This is a genomic window from Bacteroides sp. D22 (assembly GCF_000163675.1).
Taxonomy (GTDB): domain Bacteria; phylum Bacteroidota; class Bacteroidia; order Bacteroidales; family Bacteroidaceae; genus Bacteroides; species Bacteroides xylanisolvens.
In genome coordinates this window covers 93377-112195 of sequence record NZ_GG774809.1, presented here as the reverse complement: position 1 = coordinate 112195, position 18819 = coordinate 93377, and the positions used below count along the sequence as shown (strand labels likewise).

17 protein-coding genes are annotated in these 18819 nt (G+C 44.2%); 10 read left to right on the top strand and 7 right to left on the bottom strand.

Annotated features, from left to right (window positions below; translation table 11 throughout):
- Nucleotides 1-82: 82 nt before the first annotated feature.
- From fucO to rhaB, 5 genes are all read right to left on the bottom strand, one after another.
- Nucleotides 83-1237 (bottom strand): lactaldehyde reductase, encoded by a 1155-nt coding sequence (gene fucO, locus HMPREF0106_RS09985; RefSeq protein ID WP_004299884.1) that lies wholly within the window; start codon nucleotides 1235-1237, stop codon nucleotides 83-85.
- 96 nt (nucleotides 1238-1333) lie between these two features.
- Entirely contained in the window at nucleotides 1334-2143 is an 810-nt protein-coding gene (gene rhaD / locus HMPREF0106_RS09990) for a rhamnulose-1-phosphate aldolase (RefSeq protein ID WP_004299882.1), read from the bottom strand.
- Between the two features lie 92 nt (nucleotides 2144-2235).
- On the bottom strand, nucleotides 2236-3255 hold the full coding sequence (gene rhaT, locus HMPREF0106_RS09995; RefSeq protein WP_009040262.1) for an L-rhamnose/proton symporter RhaT: 1020 nt from the start codon (nucleotides 3253-3255) through the stop codon (nucleotides 2236-2238).
- 3 nt (nucleotides 3256-3258) lie between these two features.
- The gene (locus HMPREF0106_RS10000) at nucleotides 3259-4515 is read right to left on the bottom strand and encodes an L-rhamnose isomerase (protein WP_009040261.1); all 1257 of its coding nucleotides are present in this window, start codon (nucleotides 4513-4515) and stop codon (nucleotides 3259-3261) included.
- Between the two features lie 50 nt (nucleotides 4516-4565).
- The gene (gene rhaB / locus HMPREF0106_RS10005; RefSeq protein WP_008645225.1) at nucleotides 4566-6023 is read right to left on the bottom strand and encodes a rhamnulokinase; all 1458 of its coding nucleotides are present in this window, start codon (nucleotides 6021-6023) and stop codon (nucleotides 4566-4568) included.
- Nucleotides 6024-6258: 235 nt separating this feature from the next.
- Between rhaB and HMPREF0106_RS10010 the strand changes: the two genes are divergently transcribed.
- The 9 genes from HMPREF0106_RS10010 (at nucleotide 6259) to HMPREF0106_RS10050 (ending at nucleotide 14245) form a co-directional block, all read left to right on the top strand.
- A complete protein-coding gene (locus HMPREF0106_RS10010; RefSeq protein WP_004310466.1) occupies nucleotides 6259-6732 on the top strand; it encodes an arginine repressor in 474 nt (157 codons plus the stop codon).
- Between the two features lie 27 nt (nucleotides 6733-6759).
- A complete protein-coding gene (locus HMPREF0106_RS10015) occupies nucleotides 6760-7338 on the top strand; it encodes a GNAT family N-acetyltransferase (RefSeq protein ID WP_004299851.1) in 579 nt (192 codons plus the stop codon).
- Between the two features lie 13 nt (nucleotides 7339-7351).
- On the top strand, nucleotides 7352-8560 hold the full coding sequence (locus tag HMPREF0106_RS10020) for an argininosuccinate synthase (RefSeq protein ID WP_004310468.1): 1209 nt from the start codon (nucleotides 7352-7354) through the stop codon (nucleotides 8558-8560).
- A complete protein-coding gene (argC, locus tag HMPREF0106_RS10025) occupies nucleotides 8557-9525 on the top strand; it encodes an N-acetyl-gamma-glutamyl-phosphate reductase (RefSeq protein WP_004313800.1) in 969 nt (322 codons plus the stop codon). Before HMPREF0106_RS10020 ends, argC begins: the two co-directional genes overlap by 4 nt.
- 12 nt (nucleotides 9526-9537) lie before the next feature.
- Nucleotides 9538-10659, top strand: a complete 1122-nt coding sequence (locus tag HMPREF0106_RS10030; RefSeq protein ID WP_008776405.1) for an aspartate aminotransferase family protein — start codon at nucleotides 9538-9540, stop codon at nucleotides 10657-10659.
- A 136-nt stretch (nucleotides 10660-10795) separates the two neighbouring features.
- Nucleotides 10796-11569 carry a pyrroline-5-carboxylate reductase gene (gene proC / locus HMPREF0106_RS10035; RefSeq protein WP_008776406.1) on the top strand — a complete coding sequence of 258 codons (774 nt, stop codon included), beginning with the start codon at nucleotides 10796-10798 and terminating at the stop codon, nucleotides 11567-11569.
- Between the two features lie 40 nt (nucleotides 11570-11609).
- Nucleotides 11610-12164 (top strand): helix-turn-helix domain-containing protein, encoded by a 555-nt coding sequence (locus tag HMPREF0106_RS10040; RefSeq protein WP_004313803.1) that lies wholly within the window; start codon nucleotides 11610-11612, stop codon nucleotides 12162-12164.
- Nucleotides 12165-12171: 7 nt separating this feature from the next.
- Complete coding sequence (locus HMPREF0106_RS10045) at nucleotides 12172-13827, top strand: AMP-binding protein (protein WP_009040259.1); 1656 nt, start codon at nucleotides 12172-12174, stop codon at nucleotides 13825-13827.
- A gap of 217 nt (nucleotides 13828-14044) precedes the next feature.
- Nucleotides 14045-14245, top strand: a complete 201-nt coding sequence (locus HMPREF0106_RS10050) for a DUF2007-related protein (protein ID WP_009040258.1) — start codon at nucleotides 14045-14047, stop codon at nucleotides 14243-14245.
- A 177-nt stretch (nucleotides 14246-14422) separates the two neighbouring features.
- On the opposite strand, the gene HMPREF0106_RS0124810 is transcribed toward HMPREF0106_RS10050, so the two are convergent.
- The gene (locus HMPREF0106_RS0124810) at nucleotides 14423-14857 is read right to left on the bottom strand and encodes a hypothetical protein (protein WP_004305010.1); all 435 of its coding nucleotides are present in this window, start codon (nucleotides 14855-14857) and stop codon (nucleotides 14423-14425) included.
- 1063 nt (nucleotides 14858-15920) lie between these two features.
- Between HMPREF0106_RS0124810 and HMPREF0106_RS10055 the strand changes: the two genes are divergently transcribed.
- Nucleotides 15921-18005: a BT4734/BF3469 family protein gene (locus HMPREF0106_RS10055; protein WP_009040255.1), complete on the top strand. Its 2085-nt coding sequence runs from the start codon at nucleotides 15921-15923 to the stop codon at nucleotides 18003-18005.
- A gap of 289 nt (nucleotides 18006-18294) precedes the next feature.
- Here the strand turns inward: HMPREF0106_RS10055 and HMPREF0106_RS10060 are convergent, their stop codons facing one another.
- Nucleotides 18295-18816 carry an ORF6N domain-containing protein gene (locus HMPREF0106_RS10060; RefSeq protein ID WP_008024499.1) on the bottom strand — a complete coding sequence of 174 codons (522 nt, stop codon included), beginning with the start codon at nucleotides 18814-18816 and terminating at the stop codon, nucleotides 18295-18297.
- Nucleotides 18817-18819: the final 3 nt, after the last annotated feature.

Below are 18819 nucleotides of genomic sequence, written 5' to 3'. Positions count from 1 at the left end.
TTAAATATCGACTTCCGATTAGAAAATAATCTGTGTAAATCTGTGTAATCTGTGGTGAAAAGAACTTCCGCAAAAACTAACTTTAGAAAGCTTTGCGATATAGAGCTTCGATATCTGCTACCGAAGTAGGACGAGGATTACCGCCTGTACAAACATCATTGAAAGCAGCTACAGCCAGTGCAGGAATATCTTCTTCCTTCACATTGATTTCATGTAATTTCTGCGGTATATTGATACTGGCAGAAAGTGCTTTCACTGCCTCAACAGCCGCTTTTACTCCCTCGGCTTCACTCATTCCGGTAGTGTCCACTCCCATTGCTTTCGCAATATGGATATATTTCGGAGCTGCCGGAGATTCAGCATTGTATTCCATCACATACGGCAACAATAAGGCATTGGCTACCCCATGAGGAGTATCATAGAACGCACCTAGCGGATGCGCCATCGAGTGAACAATTCCTAAACCGACATTCGAGAATCCCATACCGGCAATATATTGTGCCTGTGACATAGCTTCGCGGGCTGCCACATCTTTACCATTATCCACAGCTGCTTTCAAGTTTTGAGCAATCATTTCAATGGCTTTCAATTCGAACATATCGCTCATTACCCAGGCACCCGGAGTGATATAACTTTCGATGGCATGAGTCAAAGCATCCATACCGGTAGCTGCAGTCAATCCTTTGGGCATTGAGTACATCAGTTCAGGGTCTACGATAGCTACGGCAGGAATGTCGTTCGGATCTACGCAAACCATTTTCTTGCGGGCATCTTCATCAATAATCACATAATTGATCGTTACCTCGGCAGCTGTTCCGGCAGTAGTAGGCAGCGCGAAAGTAGGCACCGCTTTGTGTTTGGTATCGGCTACCCCTTCCAGAGATTTCACGTCTGCAAAATCCGGATTGTTCACAACAATACCGATTCCTTTGGCAGTATCAATGGAAGAACCGCCGCCCAAAGCAACGATAAAATCGGCTCCGGAAGCTTTGTATGCTGCCACACCGTTTTGTACATTTGCAATCGTAGGGTTCGCTTTTACATCACTATAAAGTTCGTAAGGAATCTGATTTTCATCAAATACTTTAATGATTTCGGCAGCTACACCAAACTTGATAAGATCTTTATCCGTTACAAAAAAGGCTTTCTTAAAGCCACGTCTGGCTGCTTCCACAGCAATGACACTACGGCATCCGGCACCGAAGTACGAAGTTTCGTTTAAAATAATGCGATTCATGGTTATCTATTTGTTTAAAGGGTTAACCGCAGCACCTTCCAGGGTAGAAAATGCCACGGTTTCTAAAGTAATTAAAATCAATGACTAGTATAAATCTTATTTAGGAAGATTGAAAGCTACTGACATTTCTTTCATCTGTTCCTGACTCATACCATCCGGTTCGAAGCCCATATTTTTAGCTGCGATATAAATCAGAGCCGACTTATTGAGTACATCAATCTGATCGAATGCCTGCATCGCATCGCAATCCACTGCAAATACGCCATGTTTCTCCCACATCACCACATCGTAATCCTGCAATTCTTTGATGGTAGCTTCAGCCAATTCCACCGAGCTAGGTAATTTATAAGGAATGATACCCAAACCACGCGGGCAGAATGCCTTTGTTTCAGGAATCATACTCCACAACAGATTGGTAGCCACATCTTTTTCCAGAAACTTCGGACAATGTGTCATGGCAATCAGTTCGATCGGGTGTGTGTGTACAGATGCTTTATAAGGAGAGTTTTTGCTCAACAGGTCATTGTGTACGCTCAAGTGAGAAGGCAATTCCGATGTCGGGGCTACAGCTTCATCCGCAATAATCACATAGCTGGCACAGTCATCCAGAATACGGATTACCGAACCATTTTCCATCGGCCAGCGGGCTAAATCACGCATGCGTTTATTAGTTCCCTTGCAGTAGAAATAGCAGCCTTTCAGATAAGGAAGAGTCACACCGATAGATTTTACTTCGCTGATCGGCTTCATCTGACGGATTTCATCGTCTACAAACTCTGTGATATTAACAGTGATATTACCACCATTACGTTCAGCCCATCCTTTCTGCCACAAGTATCCGGCAACTTCTGCTACCTTGTTTACTTCTTTGGCAAGTGCCGGACGATTCTCTAAAATTGATTTCATTATATATATATTTTAATTAGGCACGGATTACACGGATTTTGCCGCAAGTTATAAAAAAACTGCGTAACCCGTGTAATCCGTTCTTGATTTTTTTAAAACAAATTTGGGAACACTAAAGAGAAGATAAGGACGATCAGACCAGCTATCAGCACAGTTATGGTCTTGTTTGACACCCCTTTCCATTCTTTCAGAATTATTCCCCAAACATTACTAAAGGTTACGTTCAATGCCATCAGAATACACCAGGAGAAAGCCAGTAACACCGGGCTTTCGGTGAGGAAGCTCTTACCCATTTCCAGTCCGAAAAACTGCATATACCATAGTACACCAGCCAACGCACAGAACACTAGATTATTGCCCCACACTTTTCCTTTAGCATAGTCACCCATCGATTTATTAGCTACATTCTGTTGCAAACAGTAAGCTGCATTTGTCAGGAAGCCTCCAAGCGTAACCAGAAAGATAACAGGAAGACCGGCATAAAGTCCTTCCACTCCACCAGCCAAAGCGGCTTCTTTGATAGGTGTTCCTGCATCCAGTCCCAAAGCAAAGCAGGCACTCATGACACCAGCCAAAAGTGCAACCAGTAACCCTTTTGTCAATGCAAAGTCTTTTACGGCAGCACGTTTTTCTTCTTCACTCATGTTTTGCGCACGCAAGCTACCGGCATACCCGATAATAGCAATACCTGCCAACGTGATGCAAACACCCAACAAAAGAATCAGCCCGTTACCTTCAAACAAGTTTGTACCGGCAAAAAGAGCCGGAAGAAGGGTACCGAACCCGGCACAAGTACCCAGTGAGATACTCTGTCCGAGCGCAACACCCAAATAGCGCATGGAAAGTCCGAAAGTCAACCCTCCTACTCCCCACAATATACCATAAAAGATGCTCATTCCAGCACCTCCTGCTCCCCACAAGTGGAACAAACTGCTCTCTTGGGGTACACCCAGTAGTGAACCCAGGAACGGGAACACTAACCAGGCAAATACACCTTGTATTAACCAGAAGCTTTCCCAGCCCCATTCTTTTACCTTTTTGATAGGTACATAAGAACTGGACTGGCAAAAGCTACCGATGGCTATAATCAATAAGCCGATTAAGATTTCCATAACTTATCGTTTAGAAGTTACTTCGGCTTCGTACTTTTCGATTTCTGCGATGAAATCTTCACCAACAGGAACATTGTTCTTCAAGCAGAACATATCCCAAACTGCATTCCAAGGAAGAGCCTTTTCTTCTTCAAGCAAAGCCAGACGTTGGAATCCCTGTCCGTTTGCTTCGTATTCGCGCAACTTGGCAATCGGTTCGAGCAGAGCACGAGTCATACATTTCTGTGCAGCACGGCTACCGATTACGTATGCACCAATACGGTTGATAGATGCATCGAAGTAGTCAAGACCATAATGTACACGGTCCAAAGCACCGCAGCGAACGATTTCGCTGAACAGTTCCATTGTCGGATCATCCATGATAGTAACATGGTCTGAATCCCAACGAACCGGACGGCTTACGTGCAACATCAATTCAGGCACATAAAGCAACAGTGAAGATACTTTATCAGCTACACTTTCTGTCGGATGGAAATGACCGGTATCCAATGTAATCATCTTGTTACGAGAAGCACCATAACCGATATAGAAGTCATTAGAACCCACTGTATAGCTTTCCAGACCGATACCGAACACCTTAGATTCGATACAATCCTTCATATTCTTATATTCGGTAGCGAAGATCTGATCCAAAGAATCTTTCAGCAATGCACGATATTTCATACGATTTACCGTAATATCCTTGCTTCCGTCATGTACCCAAAGATTCATGATACACGGATCCCCCTGTGCCTTACCCATTTCTTCCGCAACGGCACGACAGCGTTTGGTATGTTCAATCCAGAACTGACGGATACCTTCATCAGGATTAGAAAGAGACAAGTCACCTGATTTCGGATGAGAGAAAGAGGTAGAGTTGAAGTCGAGCTTCATGTTATGCTCTTTACCCCATTCGATCCAGTTCTTGAAATGTTCCGGTTCTACCTGGTCACGGTCTACCACCTTACCCTGGAAATCTCCATAGATTTCGTGCAGGTTCAGACGATGAGTACCCGGAATATAAGAAGCAGCTTTCAAAATGTCAGCACGCAATTCATCAATATTACGAGCTTTGCCCGGATAATTACCGGTTGCCTGAATACCTCCGGTCAATGAGCCGGCCTGTACTTCAAATCCTGCAACGTCGTCAGCCTGCCAGCAGTGAAGTGACAGATGAAAATCCTGCATCGTTTTCAATACTTGTTCAGTGTCTACACCTACTGCTGCATAACGTTCCACAGCAATCTCATACGCTTTCTGAATCAGTTCTTCTTTTTTCATGATATTCTATTAGTTTAAATAAATGATTATTCTGTCGGTTGTTCAATGCATTATCGAACGCAATTCTTAAAATGGATATAAGCCGCGTCCCAAGCTTCCGTATCTTGCGGCTGATAAGTCTTCAACGGGATAGAGCGGTTGATTAACTGGCGCATACCGGCAACATCCGTTGCTTCACCTGCTGCCATTGCCTGAATCATTACATTACCGATAGCTGTTGCTTCAGACGGACCGGCTATCACAGGAATTCCTATCGCATTAGCTGTAAACTGGTTCAACAGATCATTCCGGCTACCGCCGCCAATTACGTGCAATGTATCAATCGGACGGGGAGAAAGCGAACGTAAATTCTCCAATACCTGACGATAACGCAAAGCCAGACTTTCAAAAATACAACGCACCACTTGTCCACGTTTCTCGGGAACTGCTTGTCCGGTAGCCCGGCAATATTCAGCAATGGCTTTTTCCATATCCGCAGGATTCGCGAAACAATCATCATCCGGATTAATCAGACTACGGAACGGCTCGCAAGCATCCGCCTCACTGATTAATTCAGGATAGCTTGTATCTCCCCAATTCAGACGACAACGTTCCAACAACCACATTCCACAGATATTCTTCAACAGACGGATGGTTCCTTCCACCCCGCCTTCATTGGTAAAGTTCAACGCTTCTGTTTCGGCATTAATCACCGGAGCATCTGTTTCAACTCCCATCAACGACCAAGTCCCACTGCTCAAATAAGCAAAGTTGCGATCGAGTGCCGGAACGGCAGCAACGGCAGAACCGGTATCATGTCCGGCTACTGCAATTACAGGAATTGCCCCCAATCCGGTTATCTTTTGCACTTCTTCCGTCAATACTCCCACCTTTTCGCCGGGGAATACAAAACGTCCGAAATTCTTTTCACTCAATCCTACCGCTTTCAACAGCTCCGGTTCCAGACGACGTGTTTGAGCATTTACCAGCTGCGCTGTCGAAGCAATTGTATATTCCGTCACCATCTCTCCGGTCAGCATATAACTTAATGCATCCGGCATAAACAGAATTTTATCTGCCGCCTCCAATGCGCTGTCGTGATTGCGACGTAAAGTATCTAATTGAAAAAGTGAATTAAAATTCATAATCTGAATACCCGTTTTGCCATAGACTTCACTACGCGAAATACGGGAGAAAAGAGCTTCCGGTGCTCCTACCGTATGAGGATCACGGTACGCGTATGGCTGACGAAGCAAGTTACCGTCTTTTCCGACGCACACAAAATCCACTCCCCAGGTATCAATACCGATAGAAGCAATGGATTCGCCACGATGAGCCACCAACTTCAATCCGTCAATAATATGACGATATAATGCATAAATATCCCAATAGAAATGTCCACCCACTTCAATCAGGTGGTTAGGAAAACGATTAATCTCTTCCAGATTTAATCCGCCTTCGATGAAAGTTCCTAAGATTGTACGGCCGCTCGTTGCGCCCAGGTCGACTGCAAAAAAGTTTTGTTTCATGGTATTCTGTCTATATATTTAAGGTATCCATTTACCTACATGGCAAAGATAGGCGATTCCCTCCTCCCTTTCCTTATGTATTTTGATTGAAAGGGTATACATTTTGACACAAAACAAAAAAGCAGGCTCTCACCGTTTAGCATATTTTTCACTTTTATGCAAAAAAACTTTGGTTTTATGCATCTTTTCTCCGAAATAATGCATACTTTTGCACCGTTCTTAGAATAATTATACAATGAAGAAGAAAGCAAATCGGTTAGACGCCATCAAAATGATTATCTCAAGCAAGGAAGTCGGTTCGCAGGAAGAACTGTTGCAAGAGCTGAACCGCGAAGGCTTCGAACTGACACAGGCCACCCTCTCCCGCGACTTGAAACAATTGAAAGTAGCCAAGGCTGCCAGTATGAACGGAAAGTACGTATATGTACTGCCGAACAATATTATGTATAAACGTTCTACCGACCAGAGTGCCGGTGAAATGTTACGTAACAACGGATTTATCTCTTTACAGTTTTCCGGTAACATTGCCGTTATCCGCACCCGCCCCGGTTATGCGAGTAGCATGGCGTATGACATCGACAACAATGAATTCAGTGAAATTCTGGGAACCATTGCCGGTGACGATACAATCATGTTGGTGTTGCGTGAAGGAGTTGCCATCAGCAAAATACGTCAGCTTCTGTCACTCATCATTCCCAATATCGAATAATTATACCTATTATTATATAATAAAGAAATGGACACTCAACAAATAGATGTTATGGTAGCCGACGCCTCACATGAGGTTTACGTTGACACTATTTTGGAAACTATCAGAAATGCTGCCGCCGTACGAGGAACAGGAATTGCGGAACGTACACACGAATACGTAGCGACAAAGATGAAAGAAGGCAAGGCGATTATTGCTCTTTGTGGCGATACTTTTGCCGGATTCACCTACATCGAATCATGGGGAAACAAGCAATATGTGGCTACTTCCGGTCTGATCGTTCATCCCGATTTCCGTGGATTAGGACTGGCAAAACGCATCAAACAGGCTTCTTTCCAACTGGCACGTCTCCGATGGCCGAAAGCAAAAATATTCAGTCTGACCTCCGGAGCCGCTGTCATGAAAATGAACACCGAACTGGGTTATGTGCCTGTCACCTTCAACGAACTGACAGACGACGAAGCTTTCTGGAAAGGATGCGAAGGATGTATCAACCATGATATTCTGGTAGCGAAAAACCGCAAGTTCTGCATCTGCACAGCCATGCTGTACGATCCGACAGAGCCGCGGAACATCAAAAAAGAACAAGAAAGAAATAACATTTAAAAGATACAGCACTATGGAAGAAAAGAAGAAAAAAGTAGTGGTGGCATTCAGCGGCGGACTGGACACATCGTTCACCGTCATGTACCTCGCCAAAGAAAAAGGTTACGAAGTATATGCAGCTTGTGCCAATACGGGTGGTTTCAGCGAAGAACAACTGAAAACAAACGAAGAAAATGCTTATAAACTGGGAGCAGTGAAATACGTGACGCTGGACGTTACCCAGGAATACTACGAAAAGAGCCTGAAATACATGGTTTTCGGAAATGTGCTGCGTAACGGTACTTATCCTATTTCTGTTAGTTCCGAACGTATTTTCCAGGCACTGGCCATCGCACGATATGCCAATGAAATCGGTGCGGATGCCATCGCACACGGTTCTACCGGAGCAGGTAACGACCAGATCCGTTTCGACATGACTTTCCTCGTACTGGCTCCCAATGTAGAAATCATCACATTGACCCGTGACATGGCATTGAGCCGTCAGGAAGAAATTGATTATCTGAACAAACATGGTTTCAGCGCGGACTTCACCAAACTGAAATACTCTTATAATGTAGGTTTGTGGGGTACTTCTATCTGTGGTGGCGAAATCCTCGACTCCGCGCAAGGACTCCCGGAAACAGCCTACCTCAAACATGTTGAAAAAGAAGGCAGCGAACAGCTCCGCCTGACTTTCGAAAAAGGGGAACTGAAAGCTGTCAACGACGAGAAGTTTGACGACCCGATCAAAGCCATCCAGAAAGTGGAAGAGATTGGTGCAGCATACGGTATCGGCCGTGATATGCACGTGGGTGATACAATTATCGGTATCAAAGGCCGTGTAGGATTCGAAGCAGCAGCCCCGATGTTGATTATCGGCGCCCATCGCTTCCTTGAGAAATATACATTGAGCAAATGGCAGCAATACTGGAAAGACCAGGTAGCCAACTGGTACGGTATGTTCCTCCACGAAAGCCAATACCTCGAACCGGTGATGCGTGACATCGAAGCGATGTTGCAGGAAAGCCAGCGTAACGTAAACGGTACGGCTATCCTCGAGCTTCGCCCTCTCTCCTTCTCTACCGTAGGTGTAGAATCGGAAGATGATCTGGTGAAGACTAAATTCGGAGAATACGGTGAAATGCAGAAAGGCTGGACAGCCGAAGACGCCAAAGGCTTTATCAAAGTCACTTCTACTCCGCTACGTGTTTACTATAATAACCACAAAGACGAAGAGATATGATTAAAGCAGGAATCATTGGTGGCGCAGGATATACAGCAGGCGAATTAATCCGTCTGCTGCTCAACCATCCGGAAACTGAAATCGTATTTATCAACAGCAGCAGTAATGCCGGAAACAGAATTACCGACGTACACGAAGGCTTGTATGGAGAAACAGATCTAAGATTCACCGACCAGTTACCTTTGGACGAAATTGACGTTCTCTTTTTCTGCACCGCCCACGGCGATACAAAGAAATTCATGGAAAGTCACAACATACCGGAAGACCTGAAGATTATCGACCTCTCGATGGACTACCGTATTATGAGCGACGACCACGACTTTATCTACGGTCTGCCGGAACTGAACCGCCGCGCTACTTGTACGGCAAAGCACGTAGCCAATCCCGGTTGTTTTGCAACCTGCATCCAGCTCGGTTTACTTCCGCTTGCCAAGAATCTGATGCTGACGGATGATGTAATGGTAAATGCCATTACAGGAAGTACGGGAGCCGGAGTGAAACCGGGTGCTACCAGTCATTTCAGTTGGAGAAACAACAATATGAGCGTGTACAAAGCATTCGAGCACCAGCATGTTCCGGAAATCAAGCAATCACTGAAACAGCTGCAAAACAGTTTCGATGCGGAGATCGACTTCATTCCATACCGTGGCGATTTCGCCCGTGGTATCTTTGCAACGATGGTAGTCAAAACCAAAGTAGCACTGGAAGAAATCGTTCGTATGTATGAGGAATATTATGCAAAAGACTCCTTTGTACACATCGTAGATAAGAATATTGACTTGAAACAAGTCGTTAATACTAATAAGTGCCTGATACATCTGGAGAAACACGGTGACAAACTATTGATTATCTCTTGTATCGACAATTTGCTGAAAGGCGCCAGCGGACAAGCGGTTCATAACATGAACCTGATGTTCAATCTGGAAGAAACCGTAGGACTACGTTTAAAGCCTTCAGCTTTTTAAAAACAAAGAATTATGAAATTATTCGACGTATATCCTTTATATAACATCAACATTGTCAAGGGCAACGGTTGCAAAGTATGGGATGAGAACGGAACGGAATATCTGGATCTCTACGGAGGCCATGCCGTTATCTCTATCGGACATGCACATCCTCACTATACAGCAATGATAAGTAACCAGGTGGCTAAACTTGGTTTCTACTCAAACTCCGTCATCAACAAGCTCCAACAAGAGGTAGCCGAACGACTGGGCAAGATTTCCGGTTACGAAGACTACAGCCTGTTTCTGATTAACAGTGGAGCCGAAGCGAACGAAAACGCTTTGAAGCTGGCTTCCTTCTATAACGGACGTACCAAAATCGTATCTTTCAATAAGGCGTTTCACGGACGGACGTCTCTGGCGGTAGAAGCGACCCACAATCCTTCCATTATCGCCCCTATCAACAATAACGGTCATGTCACCTATCTCCCGCTCAACGATATGGAAGCGATGAAACAAGAATTGTCTAAAGGAGACACATGCGCTGTTATCATTGAAGGAATACAAGGTGTAGGCGGTATCAAGATACCAACCACCGAATTTATGCAGGAACTCCGCAAAGCTTGCAGCGAAACAGGAACGATCCTGATTCTCGATGAAATTCAGAGCGGATACGGGCGTAGCGGTAAATTCTTCGCTCATCAATATAATGACATTAAGCCGGATATCATCACTGTAGCCAAAGGAATCGGTAACGGCTTTCCAATGGCAGGTGTCTTAATCAGCCCGATGTTTAAACCGGTATATGGCCAGTTGGGAACTACTTTTGGAGGAAATCACCTGGCATGTTCGGCAGCTCTCGCTGTGATGGATGTCATTGAACAGGAAAATCTGGTAGAAAATGCTAAGGCAGTAGGTGATTACTTACTGGAAGAGCTGAAAAAATTCCCGCAAATCAAAGAAGTGCGCGGACGCGGACTAATGATCGGCCTCGAATTTGAAGAACCGATCAAGGAACTACGCAGCCGTCTCATCTATGACGAGCATGTATTTACCGGAGCAAGCGGCACGAATGTACTTCGCCTGTTACCTCCTCTCTGTCTCAGCATGGAGGAAGCGAAAGAGTTCCTCGCCCGGTTCAAAAAAGTACTCTAACCGCTCATTTGATTAATAAACAGCCAACGATAAAAGCAGCCTTTATTAGAAATTTATTTCTTATTCTGGCTGCTTTTTGTTTTTTCGTAATTAACTGTTACCTTTGTCTGTAACAACTCATTAAAAACAAGCGTATATGAAAATAGCCATTATCGGTGCAGGAAACATGGGCGGTTCAATAGCCCGTGGCCTGGCAAAAGGAAGTCTGATAGACGATTCGGATATCATTGTATCCAATCCCAGTGCCGGAAAACTAGAGAAACTGAAAAAAGAATTTCCGGGTATCTCCACCACCAACAATAATCTGGAAGCAGCCACAGGAGCAGACATTGTCATCCTTGCCGTCAAACCGTGGTTTATGGAATCGGTGATGCGCGAGTTGAAATTAAAAAGCAAACAGATACTCATCTCCGTAGCTGCCGGCATCAGTTTTGAAGAACTGGCTCATTATGTCGTAGCACCGGAAATGCCCATGTTCCGTCTGATTCCGAACACCGCTATCAGCGAACTGGAAAGCATGACGCTTGTTGCCGCGCGCAACACGAATGATGAACAAGACAACTTCATCCTCCGGTTGTTCAGCGAGATGGGAACCGTGATGCTTATTCCCGAAGATAAAATAGCGGCAGCCACCGCATTGACCTCCTGCGGTATCGCTTACGTATTGAAATACGTTCAGGCAGCCATGCAAGCCGGAATCGAAATGGGACTTCGTCCCAAAGATGCCATGCAGATGATAGCACAATCCTTAAAAGGAGCAGCCGCACTGATTCAGAACAATGACACCCACCCCAGCGTAGAAATCGACAAGGTCACCACTCCGGGCGGAATCACAATCAAGGGGATCAATGAACTGGAACACAACGGATTCACCTCCGCTATCATCAAAGCCATGAAAGCCTCCAAATAATACCATAGAATTATTAATCATAAAAATACGAACCACTTGTATGAATGAACAAATTAAACAGATCGCAGAACGCCTCCGCGGATTACGTGATGTACTGGAACTGACCGCAGAGGATATCGCCCGCGACAGCGACATCTCTGCCGAAGAATACCGACTTGCAGAAACCGGAGACTACGATATCTCTGTCAGCATGTTACAAAAAATAGCCCGCACGTATAATATAGCTCTCGACGCCCTGATGTTTGGTGAAGAGCCTAAAATGAGCAGCTACTTCGTGACCCGTGCCGGCAAAGGAGTCAGCATCGAACGTACCAAAGCTTATAAATACCAATCACTGGCTTCAGGATTCATGAACCGTACCGCCGATCCGTTCATCGTCACTGTTGAACCGAAAGCAAACGACGAACCAATCCATTATAACCAACATAACGGACAAGAATTCAACCTTGTCATCGAAGGACGTATGCTTATCAACATCGAAGGCAAAGAAATCATCCTCAACCAAGGCGACAGTATCTATTTTAACTCTAAACTTCCACATGGCATGAAAGCGCTCGATGGCAAAACAGTACGTTTTCTGGCAGTAATTATGTAATAACATCATGGTAGAAAGATTTTTATCACAGACCTCTTTCAGTTCACAAGAGGATTTTATCAAAAACTTGAAAATAAACGTCCCGGAGAACTTCAACTTCGGCTATGACGTAGTAGACGCCTGGGCTGCCGAACAACCTGACAAGAACGCTTTACTTTGGACAAATGACAAAGGCGAAAGTCGCCAATTCTCATTTGCCGACATGAAACGATCTACGGACATGACCGCTTCTTACTTCCAGAGCCTGGGTATCGGCCGTGGCGACATGGTGATGCTGATTCTGAAACGCCGTTATGAGTTCTGGTATAGCACCATCGCTCTTCACAAACTAGGAGCAACCGTTATTCCGGCCACCCACTTGCTGACCAAAAAGGATATTATCTATCGCTGCAACGCTGCCGACATCAAAATGATCGTAGCTGCCGGCGAAGGAATCATCCTGCAACATATCAAAGATGCTCTTCCCGAATGTCCCACGGTTGAAAAGTTAGTCAGTGTCGGTCCGGAAATCCCGGAAGGCTTCGAAGATTTCCATCAGGGTATCGAAAATGCTGCTCCATTTGTACGTCCGCGCCATGCGAACACTAACGACGACATCTCTCTGATGTATTTTACTTCCGGCACTACCGGCGAACCTAAGATGGTGGCACATGACTTTACTTATCCGTTAGGTCATATCGTTACCGGTAGTTTTTGGCACAACCTGGACGAGAACAGTCTTCACCTCACCATTGCCGATACCGGCTGGGGAAAAGCAGTATGGGGAAAACTCTACGGACAGTGGATTGCCGGAGCCAATATCTTCGTCTACGACCACGAGAAGTTTACCCCGGCAGCTATTCTGGAAAAAATCCAGGAATATCATGTCACCTCTCTCTGTGCACCTCCTACCATCTTCCGGTTCTTGATTCACGAAGACCTGACAAAGTACGACTTGTCTTCACTTAAATACTGCACCATTGCCGGAGAGGCATTGAACCCTGCCGTATTTGAAACTTTCAAGAAGCTGACGGGTATCAAACTGATGGAAGGTTTCGGACAAACAGAAACAACCCTCACCATCTCCACCATGCCTTGGATGGAACCGAAACCGGGAAGCATGGGGCTGCCGAATCCTCAATATGATGTAGACTTGATCGACCATGAAGGTCGCTCTGTTGAAGCGGGTGAACAAGGACAAATTGTAATCCGCACCAGCAAAGGTAAACCTCTCGGACTTTTCAAAGAATACTACCGGGATGCGGAACGCACTCATGAAGCTTGGCACGATGGTATTTATTACACCGGCGATGTTGCCTGGAAAGACGAGGACGGCTACCTTTGGTTTGTCGGTCGTGCAGACGACGTAATCAAGAGTTCCGGTTACCGCATCGGCCCATTCGAAGTGGAAAGTGCGTTGATGACTCATCCGGCTGTTGTGGAATGTGCTATTACCGGAGTACCCGACGAGATTCGCGGCCAGGTAGTAAAAGCTACGATTGTTCTATCCAAAGACTATAAAGCACGTGCCGGAGAAGAACTGATTAAGGAATTACAGAACCACGTGAAGAAAGTGACTGCTCCTTATAAATATCCGCGTGTGATCGAGTTCGTAGAAGAGCTTCCTAAGACAATCAGCGGTAAGATCCGCCGGGTGGAAATTCGTGAAAACGATAAGAAATAAGTAAAAAAGCACCTATTTATCGATAAATCCTCCTTCACTTGTCTTTTGGCAACCGAAGGAGGATTTCTTATATGAATCATACTACAAACTGGTCAATTAATACAAATCCTGATTCAATGAATCATTTGTATACTATATATGAAACAATATTGCACCTCTATGTTGCTTTTCTCCCTTATCTTTGTTGCAGTATAAACAAAAACACACTATAAAGATTATGATTACAAGTAGAAAGATTTCTCAAGTCAATGTTTTTGCTGGTAGTCCTTGGGAGGTAGCCAGCGTAAAAAATTTATTGAATGAAGCCTATATTCAAGTTTCAATGAAAGACAATGGTTTAAACAGTATTTTGATTTCTGTTCCTTGCGAATACTATACTGCGGCCATGCGTGTAATTAATAACAGAAAAGTTTCATAGGTTTTAGGTTTACATATAAATTGGAGGGTTCTTATTGTCAGCAGGAGTTTTAGCTGGATAATACGGTGACTAGCAACTCATTGCACCCTGACAATAAGCCATGACAATAGGCTGACAATAAAAAGATCGTACTTTTATTGTCAGCCTGTTATTTAATAGATTAAATTCACGACAGAATTATAGAATTCGTTTCAATCTCCTACATATCTTTCTGATCCAGCAGTTGCTACAAATAGCGTTGTCCGACATAGAATTCTTCTCAAAGGATCGCAGTCTTTCGTATTGTTCCTCCACCATTTTCCATAAACCGTCCAGTCGCGAACTTTGGCCTCTAATTGCCATTAATTCCTGATCCCGCATATTCAAGAGTGAAGCATACAGTCGGCTGGTTTTGTTTTTTTCCATGCAAAGTTGCTCTAACTCATCGATATATTCAGACGTAATTCCCAGCTTAGTCCGTTTTATAAATTGCTGAATACTATCATCATCTATGGAAACTGTATCGTTCTCATAAGACACTGTGATTTTTTTCATTTCCACCCAGAGCCAGATATACTCTTTTTCGAGTCGGTATTTCTCGGCTGCCGCTTCTATGCTAATCCATTGTGACATAGTGTTTGTTTTTAATTTGTTATACAACAAGGAATAAATAGTGCTCTGTTGATGTTGATTCAACAAACATTCGCGCTTTTTGCATTCCGGGCGGACAGGAGATTGGGGTTGGGGATTTATAAGGATCATGAAACCAACCGGGTACAATAAAAGCGTGAATGCTGTTGAACCATTATCCGTATTTGAGGCCTAGCAAACCCGTCCGAAAGATAATGATAACAACAGACATCCACGCTAATTGTGTATATATAACACATCTTTCATCGATATGTTGACATACGGCCATTCACGTGGAATATCTGTTGAACCACCCCTCTACGGACAGAAACTTGCTAGATTTCAAATACGAGGGATAAGTCGTAAATATTCCTATTTATAAATATAAAAAACGCTTCTTACCTATTTCATCACGCTGATGAACAGAAAGCGTATGACAAAGATATGCTTTTTTTTTCGAAACAAAGTGGAAATACGGAAATAAATACAGGAAGTTTTGTATTGAAAGAGAAGAAGTTCAATATTAGCAAAGAGCGTATAAGAAATATAAACTCGCTACGAAGCGAATGTCGCCCCCGTTAAATGAATGCTGCGCATCTGGTATCTTTCACTAAAGAAGCAGGTATTGTTCTGCTAAAGTAACAGTATTGTTCAGCTAAGGCAGCAGTATTGTTCGGCTAAAGCAGCAGTATTGTTCAGCTAAAGCAGCAGTATTGTTCAGCTAAAGCTACGGTATCTTTACCTTCCCACGGCCGTGGTAACTTCTTTCCACAGCCGTGACGAATTCCTACCACGGCCGTGGGAAGATCTCGTCACGGCCGTGGCGAACTACCAATACCGGTAAGTTAACGTACGAATAACGGTGTCTTTATGCAACAATACACAGTGGCGAGCATATCTTTACTTACTTGTTAATGTTTCAAGTCCGCCTTCTTGAATAGAGTATAACAAGAAAACACATTCTTTATCGCGATAAAGCGCAAATAGTTTGTTTTACAAGTACCTTATCCGTACCTTTGAAACCAATAACAAACACTTACTCTCATTAAATATCAAGAGAAGAAAAATGAAGATTACACAAATCAGGGAAAACGGAGATACGGAGGCACTAAGCGTGACAGACATCGACTTGCTGATAGAAAAAATGAAAAAAGAAACCAAGCTCCGCCCGGTAACCGGATTACGTCAGGCCCTGCATTTTGTTCTACCCGACGAGCCTTGTTCCCTCGCCAACAAACTACCACGAGTGATTCCCGCAGCAGCCTTCGGACGAGTGAACGGAGTGAAGCGAATGAAAACCTACAATGGCATTGTAGAACTGACCATCGGTCCGCTAGCCGGAAAGACAGAAGTGGAAATCGTGAAGCAAAAGGCAGCCGAACTTCCCCAAACAATGCTGGCTTTTATGGGAGCAAGTGGTAAAAGCGTCAAGATATGGACTTGCTTCACCCGTCCGGACGGCACTTTACCGCAAACAACGGAAGAAGCCGAAGTGTTTCAGGCACATGCTTACCGGCTTGCCATTAAATGTTATCAGCCTCAACTTCCCTTCAACATTCTATTGAAAGAGCCGAAACTGGAACAATTCTCACGTCTTAGCTATGATCCGGACTTGATTTACCGTCCCACCCCTGTCCCTTTCTATCTTTCACAACCCATCGGTATGCCCGGCGAGATGACTTATCATGAGAAATCGAGCACTGAAGCATCTCCACTGAATCGAGCACTGCCGGGGTATGACACGGAAGATACAGTAGCATTGCTTTATGAAGCGGCATTGCGGAAGACATTCGAAGAAATAGAAACAGACTGGCATCGGAACGATCATGATTTGCAAACGTTAGTAGTCCCGCTTGCCGAAAATTGTTACTACTCCGGCATCCCGGAAGAGGAGGTAACCCGACGAACCATCATGCGTTATTACAAAAGAAAAAATCCGATGCTGATACGCGAGATGATAAGAAACGTATACAAAGAATGTAAGGGAGTGCCCAAAAGCAACTGCCTGACTAAAGAGCAACGCCTTAGCCTGCAGATGGACGAATTTATGAACCGTCGTTATGAGTTCCGTTATAATACGCAGATCGGGGAAGTGGAATACCGGGAGCGTTTCTCGTTTCAGTTTTATTTTCATCCTATTGACAAACGGGCACAAAACAGTATCATGCTTGATGCCCAATCCGAAGGTATTGGCGTATGGGACAGGGACATAGACCGATACTTACATTCCAACCGTGTGCCAATCTACAATCCGTTGGAAGAGTTCCTGTTTCATCTGCCTCATTGGGACGGCAAAGACCGTATTCATGCTTTGGCAAACAGGGTTCCTTGCAAAAATCCGCATTGGGAATTGCTTTTCCACCGTTGGTTCCTGAATATGGTTTCACATTGGAGAGGAGTAGATAAAATGCACGCGAACAATACGTCGCCCATATTAGTGGGCCGACAGGGAACTCATAAATCAACTTTCTGCCGTGAAATGATTCCGCCTGCGCTTCGCGCTTACTATACAGACAGCATTGATTTCAGCCATAAACGGGATGCAGAACTGTATCTGAATCGGTTTGCGCTCATCAACATCGATGAGTTTGACCAGATAACTCTGCCACAACAGGGATTTCTGAAACATATTCTTCAAAAGCCTGTGGTCAATCTACGGAAACCGCACGGTCGCTCGGTACTTGAATTGCAGCGGTATGCTTCATTTATCGGTACAAGCAATCAGAAGGATTTGTTGACTGATCCTTCGGGAAGCCGCCGTTTCATTTGTATTGAAGTGACGGGAAACATCGACACTACACAGCCGATAGATTATGAACAGCTTTACGCACAAGCCATGTACGAGATTCATCATGGCGAACGCTACTGGTTTGACAGTGAGGATGAGCAGATTATGACGGAAAACAACCGTGAGTTTGAGCAGACACCGGCTATGTTGCAATTGTTTTACCAGTATTTCAAGACTGCACAAACGAAAGAGGAAGGGGAATTTCTTACTCCGGTTGAAATATTGAATTATCTGAAGAAGAAAAGCGGTATGTCATTGTCTGATAACAAAGTATACCACTTCGGGAGATTGCTGCAAAAATGCGGTATTCCTTCGAAGCATACTTATAAAGGTACTGTTTATCAGGTAATAAAGCTATCATAAGAGATAAAAGCAAGGCTGACAATAAAAGTCTGGATATTTTATTGTCAGCCTATTATCAATGGTTATTGTCAGGTGATAGAACGTTGATATTCATTCACTTGAATGTATTCCTGACAGTATGACAATAAAACAGGTACAAATCATTATGAGATTCAAATTTCCAGGATACTTGTCTTCCACCTTTCTGTTGAGCTATTAAGTTTTTCTAAATAGTTGTATTTGCATCCAACTCTCCATGTAACCAATAGAGCAACCAACGAATAGCCAACGGAACAACCGGACCGCCTATTTACTCTTTCTTCTTGGGAGTAACGAAGCCGATAGGATTACGCGGCTTATCTGCTAAAGCCTTTTGCGCCTGCAATTCGGCTAACGTCTGATTTATTAATTCTAACTGCGTCCGAGTGTCGTCATTGATGTCGTTATAGTCTGCAAATACTTCCTCTATGTACTCCTTTAGTTCCTTGACTTCGTTTTGAAGTTCATATACTGGATCGGTCGGCGGGTTTAACAGTAACTGACGAACCGCAACGAAAGCACGCATTATACCCCTGTTTATTCCAATAGCAGTATCAGAGTTTAGAACACTACTAAGCATTGCTACGCCTAGTTCCGTAAAAGCAAAAGGCATATATTTAAAATTGCTGCCTCTTCCTTTGTTCAAGGTCACAATTTGTGATCTTGAAAGTTCGTCCCTCGTGAGTTCAAACATAAAGTCCTCACCTTCGAACCTTTTTAAATTACGTCTAACAGCTTGTTTTAGCACCCTGTTTTCTATTCCGTACATTTCCGCCAAATCAAAGTCTAACATCAC